Source organism: Hoylesella timonensis S9-PR14 (assembly GCF_000762405.1).
GTDB classification, from domain to species: Bacteria; Bacteroidota; Bacteroidia; order Bacteroidales; family Bacteroidaceae; genus Prevotella; species Prevotella timonensis_A.
In genome coordinates, this window is record NZ_JRPQ01000028.1 from 1 (window position 1) to 6,108 (window position 6,108).

Below are 6,108 nucleotides of genomic sequence, written 5' to 3' on the forward strand. Positions count from 1 at the left end.
CTTTGTAAAGAAAATTCAGCATTTATGATCCTCTAATACAGCGCATCACCAATTTCTCCTACTAACAGTAAAATATCATGACATTTCATTCTTTAACAACGAAAAACACAAAAGAATCTAAAAACATTACCGCCAAAGAAATTTCACGAAAGAACGTCCCATTCTACCTAAAAAAACAAAAAACATAGTTACAGTCATTCTCTTTTGACGATAGTTTGGAGAGAGACTACAACGTATTTCTTTCCTTTCGTTTGAACGTCCACGTTCTTTGTCCTTTTTTATATTGTACTTACATTTTCGTTTTTTCTGTTTGTTTCGTTTTTTGATTTCTTCTACGCTGTTTACAACAACAAAAGATATTGTTTTTGCGTGAAAGAGCCACGCATTTTCGTGCGTTACTTTTTGTTATCTTGTGTATTTCATTTAACTTTGCAAAATAAAAATATCAATGAATTATGGAAAAGACAACGCTCAAAAGAGAATTTGCTTCAAAACTGTTACAAATCAAAGCCATAAAGCTTCAGCCTAACGAACCATTTACTTGGGCATCGGGTTGGAAGTCTCCGTTTTATTGCGATAACCGCAAGACACTTTCATTTCCTGCGGTACGTACGTTTGTAAAGATAGGTATGGTCCATGCCATTTTGGAGCATTTCCCCGAGGTGGATGTCATCGCAGGTGTAGCAACGGCAGGCATTCCGCAAGCTGCCCTCATCGCAGATACGTTGAATTTACCGCTGGTTTATGTTCGTAGCAAACCCAAAGACCACGGACTTGAAAACTTGATAGAAGGTGAATTAAAGCCCAATGCAAAGGTCGTGGTGATAGAAGACTTGGTGTCTACGGGTGGTAGTTCGCTGAAGGCAGTAGAGGCTTTGCGCAAAGCAGGTGCCGATGTTGTGGGCATGGTGGCATCGTTTACATACGGTTTCCCCGTTGCAGCAAAAGCTTTTGAAGAGGCGAACCTTCAATTAGTTACTTTGACAGATTATGAAAACATGGTTGAAGAAGCCTTGTCCATTGGTTATATTCAAGAGCGTGACTTAGACTTGTTACACCAGTGGCGTGAAGACCCTGCCAATTGGAGAAAGTAGCCACCGAAGACTTGTCAACAACTTACCAACTTTTTTATTCATTTATCAAAAACCATATAAGCATGTCTGCGAAATTTGAAAGTTCTATTCGAGAGATTCCTTATCCCCAACTGGCAGTGTACCAAATGTTGAGCGATCTTAGCAACTTGGAGAAAGTTCGGGATAAGATACCTGAAGATAAACTCAAGGATTTGAATTTCGATGCCGACTCGGTGTCGATCAATTCCCCCTTGGGTGCCGTGCAATTGAATATTATTGAGCGTGATGCACCTAAATGTATTAAGTTCCAAACACAGCAAAGTCCCATTCCACTCACGTTGTGGATACAAATAGTGCCTGTGACAGCACAATCAAGTAAGATGAAATTAACAATTCAGGCAGAAGTCAATATGTTCATGAAGGGGATGATAAAGAAACCTTTGCAAGAGGGGATTGAGAAAGTGGCAGACGTGTTACAAATGATTCACTATGAATAAAGTCGTTATCTTTTTTTGTATCGTACTTTTATGGGTTTCTTGTGGCGACAGTAAAGAGGAATTCAGTTCTGTAAGATGTCACCTGTTGGTGAATAATCAAGAACATCAAGATGCGACACTTGCAAGTGCCATGAATCCTGCATCACCGGGCGTGTTCTGTTTAATTCAACAAACGATGAAAGCTGGTGCACCTCATTTCTTTTTTAAGAACAATCAGGGCAACCAGAGCTTGTCCATCTTCCATGCAAAGGAGCAACGTATGCACTTTATCATCGGTTATAACAACGGTGTGATTGTGGGCTATGGCAATCTTGACCAGCCCGCTATTTTCTATGCATACGACTACCAATGCCCAAACTGCTTTGATTGGCGTCAGATACCTCGGAAAGATTACCCTTTAAGTTGTTCGTCTACGGGCATTGCTTCTTGTAAGGCATGTCACCGAACTTATAATCTTAATACTGGTGGAAATATTGTTCAGGGAGAACCGGGGTATAAATTAACTCGATACCGAGCAACGACCACTGGTCCTCATGGAGTACTAAGCGTCAATTAAACATCTTTTCAGAATCAACTGCTGATGATAGAAACTCACATTCACCCACAATCTTGTAAAATTCAAGCCATAGAAGATGGACATGAAGTGGGACTGCTTGAATTTGAAATACATGAAAACATTCTCACGATTACGCATACCTATGCTTATCAAGAAGGGCGGGGCATCGGGAAAGTGTTGATGTCGGCAGCCATTGCCTATGCACGGGAACAGCATTATAAGATACTTCCCGTTTGTTCGTTTGCACGCGTCATTCTACAAAGAAACGACGCCTACAAGGACTTATGGATAGATGAAGAACAGACGACTTGACATCCTTACATTGTCTTTGAACCACGATTCTTCCGTGAAATGGTTTTGTGGCAATGTTTTTTAGTTTCTTCTGTGTATTTCGTTGTTTAAGATAAGGTGTCACGGTGCTTTTCTGAGTAACTCAGAGAGAAGGGTTTGTTAGCGATAAAAAGCGTGGAGCATCGGTGGTTTTGGCTTTCAGTATTACGCAGAGCGTTCCAACCCTTTTCGTCTATAAAGCCAAATTTCAACACTATTGATGATGTTTTGCCAAAGGATGTAACAGCCCGGACCAACCGATGCAATGGGGTTGAGATAGGTGTAGGCAATCCAAATCGCAAATGCGGTGTTCTTTTGTCCAAGGGCTTGACCTGCATTGACCGTCGCATCGAAGCGCTGTCCAATCATTCTGCCAGCAGCAAACTGTGTGATACATAGTACAAGCCCAAGCAAGCCAATAAGGACAAGGAAAGAAGTGGTTGTCTCAGCGTGTACAATGTTTTTCAGTGTTGTTCCTGTAACAATCATTAGCGAGCATCCCCAAAGGTAGTAAGACAGGTCTTTTATACCGATGACCCACCGATGAAATCGATGAAAATGGTGCTTTACGATGTAAGCCATGAACATCGGAACAACCAACACGATACACACCTCGTTTAATATTTTCAGGAAGGCACTAAGAAAGGTGATATGTTCGGAATGCTCTATCAGTGGGAAGCAAATGGGTATGAGTAATGCTGTGATGAAGTTAGAGAGAAAGGTATACGTCGTCATCTCTTCCAAATTTCCACCTAACTTCTGTGTCACTACTGCCGCAGCCGCCGCACAGGGACCAATGATACAGGTGAGTAAGGCTTCCATGAGGATAAGAGCGTTGCCTGTTAGCTTGCATCCCAAGATAACAATCATGATGAGCAAAACAAAGACTACTTGGAAAACACCCACCCAAAAGTGCCATTTCACCGGTATGAGGCGTCTAAAATCTACCTTGCAGAAGGTAACAAATAGAATGAGGAACATGAAGAGAGGGAGGATAGCGTCCATGATAGGAGCAAAAAAAGTGGCTGCTCCATCTAACGGGGGAATGAAAGCAAACACACTGTAAGTCGTCATGCCAATTGCCATAGAGATAGGTAACGTCCAGTTCTTGATAAATCTAATAATGCTCATATTTCTTTTATTTGACGGTGCAATATTCGTAAAAAATATTGAGACTGACAAATCTTTGCCCCTTTCGTTTATTAGTCTTGGGTAAAGTGCGTTGTTGTTATGCGCAAAAATGAGGCGGAGGATAGGTTGGTAATCGGAATAAATTTCGTATCTTAGCACTCTCAAAAGTGAGCATCCCATGAAAGGGGATGTTTGCAAACTAAAAACTCATGATTACAACCTATGAAATTCGGAAAATTTTATCTTAAGACTCAACTGCTGGCTCTTGTGTTGGCTGGCTTCAGTATGTCTGTTTCGGCAGCGCAAGACTCTTTCACCCAGTTTGTCAATCCATACATCGGTACTGGCGGGCATGGACATGTGTTCCTTGGTGCCAACGTACCGTTTGGTGCAGTGCAGTTGGGACCGACACAGATTACACGTGGGTGGGATTGGTGTTCTGGCTATCATTATAGCGACTCACTCATTATCGGCTTTGGACACATGCACCTTAGTGGTACTGGCATTGGCGACTTGGGCGATATTGCCTTTCTACCAACGTTCGATGCCAAGACTTATACCGAGCGATTCTCGCACGATGCCGAATATGTGCGCCCAGGTTATTATACCGTTCGACTGGCAGACAGCAAAATCTTGGTAGAGTTAACGGCTACCCAGCGAGCAGGTATGCATCGCTACACCTATCCATTGAGTAGCAAACAGCCCTTGTTAAAACTGAACTTGAAACAAGGTATCGGTTGGGATAAGATGACAAAGTGCCAACTCACACAGGAAAATCCAACCACTGTAAGTGGCTATCGCTTATCAGAAGGTTGGGCAAAAGATCAGCGTGTGTACTTCGTGGCAGAGTTCTCACGTGCCGTGAAATTGCAAGAGATGCAAGCCGACAGCGTGGGTGTCTTTTCTTTTGATGATGCCACAAAACCTTTGTTGGTGAGGGTGGGTATCTCTGCGGTGAGCGTGGATAATGCAAAAGCCAATCTGAGAGCAGAAATAAAAGACTGGAATTTTGACAGAGTGGCACAAGAAGCTGATGCTGCATGGAACGATGAATTGGGGAAAATTAAGGTTGAAACGCCGAATTTAGATGACAAGACGATATTCTACACGGGCTTATATCACACCATGATAACCCCTTCTGTCTTCTCAGATGTGAATGGGCAATATCGTGGAAGTGATGGAAAGATTTATCAGGGTGATTTTGTCAATTATACGACCCTTTCACTTTGGGACACTTATCGGGCTGCCCATCCATTGATGACGATTATTCATCCAGAAAAGCAACGTGACATTGCACAGACATTTTTGCATATCTTCCAGCAGCAAGGAAAACTTCCAGTTTGGCATCTTGTAGGCAATGAAACCGACTGTATGGTGGGTAATCCCGGGATTCCAGTGCTTGCCGACATCGTTCTCAAAGGCTTTGATGTAGACAAGAAAGCCGCTTATCAGGCAATGCGCACCTCTTCGTTGCTTGATGAGCGTTCGTTAGACAACCTCAAAAAGTTTGGTTACATTCCTTGGAATCGAGACTCTACCTTTGAAACCGTGGCAAAAGGTTTGGAATATGCCTTGGCAGATGCCTGTGTTGCTAAGGTAGCCAAGTTGTTGGGAGAGAAAAAAGACTATCAATATTTCTTCAATCGCAGCAAGTCGTACAAATATTATTTCGACAAGAAAACAGGTTTTATGCGAGGTGTCGACAACGGAAAGTTCCGTGAACCATTCAATCCCTTCCATTCTTCACACCGTAATGACGATTATACCGAGGGAAACGCCTGGCAATATACATGGCTTGTGCCTCATGACGTGCCAGGACTGATTAAACTTTTTGGTGGGAAACGCCCGTTTGTCACTAAGCTTGATTCGCTGTTCACTATCTCCGGAGATTTGGGAGCGAATGCTTCTCCAGACATTTCGGGTTTGATCGGACAGTATGCACATGGCAATGAGCCAAGCCACCACATCTTATATATGTACAACTATGTGGGGCAGCATGATAAAACGGCAGAGAAAGTACGTGAGGTGCTGAAGACTATGTACCACAATGATTTCGATGGACTGAGTGGAAATGAAGATGTGGGACAGATGTCCGCATGGTACATCCTCTCTTCTCTGGGCATCTATCAAGTAGAGCCTGCAGGTGGACGATACATGTTCGGTTCGCCTTTGTTTGACAAAGCTGTCGTGAATGTCGGTAAAGGCAAAACTTTCACTATCATTGCGCATAACAACAGTGCTAAAAACGTGTATGTCCAGCAAATCAAGTTGAACGGACGTCCGTACAAAAAGTTGTATATTGATTACAAAGATATTGTCTCTGGTGGTACGCTCGAGTTCTTCATGACAGACAAGCGACCATAAGATTCTCAAAAAGAATATATTATTATAAAATATACATTTTTTTTGTAATTACAATTTTTTTTTATTACTTTTGCACGGATATATATAAATGTGAGGGGGTGCGCAGAGTCAACCAGCAAGTGCAAAATTATAAAACGTATTTGAAGAATTCACACTT

The 6,108-nt window shown here is 42.4% G+C and carries 6 protein-coding genes; 5 read left to right on the forward strand and 1 reads right to left on the reverse strand.

Features of this window, described 5'->3' with window-relative positions:
- The first annotated feature begins 455 nt into the window (after window positions 1–455).
- The 4 genes from pyrE (at window position 456) to HMPREF9304_RS01300 (ending at window position 2,438) form a co-directional block, all read left to right on the forward strand.
- On the forward strand, window positions 456–1,094 hold the full coding sequence (pyrE, locus tag HMPREF9304_RS01285; protein WP_008123618.1) for an orotate phosphoribosyltransferase: 639 nt from the start codon (window positions 456–458) through the stop codon (window positions 1,092–1,094).
- A gap of 62 nt (window positions 1,095–1,156) precedes the next feature.
- Entirely contained in the window at window positions 1,157–1,570 is a 414-nt protein-coding gene (locus tag HMPREF9304_RS01290; protein ID WP_008123617.1) for a hypothetical protein, read from the forward strand.
- The gene (locus HMPREF9304_RS01295) at window positions 1,563–2,126 is read left to right on the forward strand and encodes a hypothetical protein (protein ID WP_036926029.1); all 564 of its coding nucleotides are present in this window, start codon (window positions 1,563–1,565) and stop codon (window positions 2,124–2,126) included. The genes HMPREF9304_RS01290 and HMPREF9304_RS01295 overlap by 8 nt, the downstream gene beginning before the upstream one ends.
- Window positions 2,127–2,150: 24 nt before the next feature.
- The gene (locus tag HMPREF9304_RS01300; protein ID WP_052045813.1) at window positions 2,151–2,438 is read left to right on the forward strand and encodes a GNAT family N-acetyltransferase; all 288 of its coding nucleotides are present in this window, start codon (window positions 2,151–2,153) and stop codon (window positions 2,436–2,438) included.
- A 183-nt stretch (window positions 2,439–2,621) separates the two neighbouring features.
- On the opposite strand, the gene HMPREF9304_RS01305 is transcribed toward HMPREF9304_RS01300, so the two are convergent.
- The gene (locus HMPREF9304_RS01305) at window positions 2,622–3,587 is read right to left on the reverse strand and encodes a bile acid:sodium symporter family protein (protein WP_036926030.1); all 966 of its coding nucleotides are present in this window, start codon (window positions 3,585–3,587) and stop codon (window positions 2,622–2,624) included.
- 222 nt (window positions 3,588–3,809) lie between these two features.
- On the opposite strand from HMPREF9304_RS01305, the gene HMPREF9304_RS01310 reads away from it, so the two are divergent.
- Window positions 3,810–5,951, forward strand: coding sequence for a GH92 family glycosyl hydrolase (locus HMPREF9304_RS01310; protein ID WP_036926031.1), 2,142 nt, complete (start codon window positions 3,810–3,812; stop codon window positions 5,949–5,951).
- Window positions 5,952–6,108 lie beyond the last annotated feature (157 nt).